Origin of the sequence: Thermoactinomyces sp. CICC 10521, from assembly GCF_016055135.1 — a bacterium.
Classification (GTDB): domain Bacteria; phylum Bacillota; class Bacilli; order Thermoactinomycetales; family Thermoactinomycetaceae; genus Thermoactinomyces_A; species Thermoactinomyces_A daqus.
Genome location: NZ_JAECVZ010000086.1, coordinates 1 through 972 on the forward strand (window position 1 = coordinate 1; position 972 = coordinate 972).

General features: G+C 47.2%; 2 protein-coding genes. Both read left to right on the forward strand.

The features are described 5' to 3' along the window. The coding region (locus I8U17_RS18075) for a phage portal protein (protein ID WP_198059997.1) at nucleotides 1-460 on the forward strand (460 nt) is incomplete at its 5' end. Then, a partial coding sequence (locus I8U17_RS18080; RefSeq protein WP_198059998.1) for a head maturation protease, ClpP-related occupies nucleotides 444-972 on the forward strand: 529 nt, incomplete at its 3' end. The genes I8U17_RS18075 and I8U17_RS18080, both read left to right, overlap by 17 nt.

Below are 972 nucleotides of genomic sequence, written 5' to 3' on the forward strand. Positions count from 1 at the left end.
TGCTGCCGATATTTTCACATCTGAGCGGATCACGAGGTCAAGGGTGGCCAACGTGTTCAATGTGCCGGCCCATATGCTCAATGATAGCGAAGGGCAAAGCTACTCCAGCATGGAGCAACTTATGAGGGAATTTGTTCAGCTTACGTTGATGCCCATTGTCAGGCAATATGAGCAGGAATTTAACCGCAAATTACTATCATCGGCTGAAAGACAAGCCGGTTTTTACTTTAAATTCAACGTTAACGCCCTGTTACGTGGCGACACCGCTACACAATCAGATTACTACATGAAAGGAATCCGAACAGGTTGGTTAAAGCCGAATGAGGTACGCCAGTTGGAAGATTTGCCGCCAGAACCAGGTGGAGAAAAACTCTACCTCAGTGGCGATTTATACCCGATTGACATGGACCCGAGCCTTAGAAAGGGGGTGAAAACGGGTGGAAATGCAACAACAAACTAAGTTTTGGGAGATCAAATTGTCTGCCGAGGACTCGAAAACGGCGGACATTTTTATTTATGGCGACATTGTCAGCTCCCAATGGTACGAGGAAGACCCCACAGCTTTGAGCTTTAAAAACGACCTTGATGCCGCTGGAGACGTTTCTACCATCAACCTCTATATTAACAGCCCAGGCGGAAATGTGTTTGAAGGTGTCGCCATTTACAATATGCTGAAACGCCATAAGGCCCAGATAAACGTTTATGTGGATGCCTTGGCGGCATCAATCGCAAGTGTGATTGCTATGGCCGGAGATACGGTTCATATGCCCAAAAATTCGATGCTGATGATCCATAATCCGTGGAGTTTTGCCGTTGGAAATGCCGCTGAACTGCGTAAAATCGCGGATGATTTGGATCGAATCGGGCAATCCATCAAGCAAACGTATTTGCAAAAAGCTGGCAGTAAGCTAACAGACGAGAAGCTGCAGGAGATGCTTGACGCAGAAACCTGGCTTTCGGCTGACGAGGCTT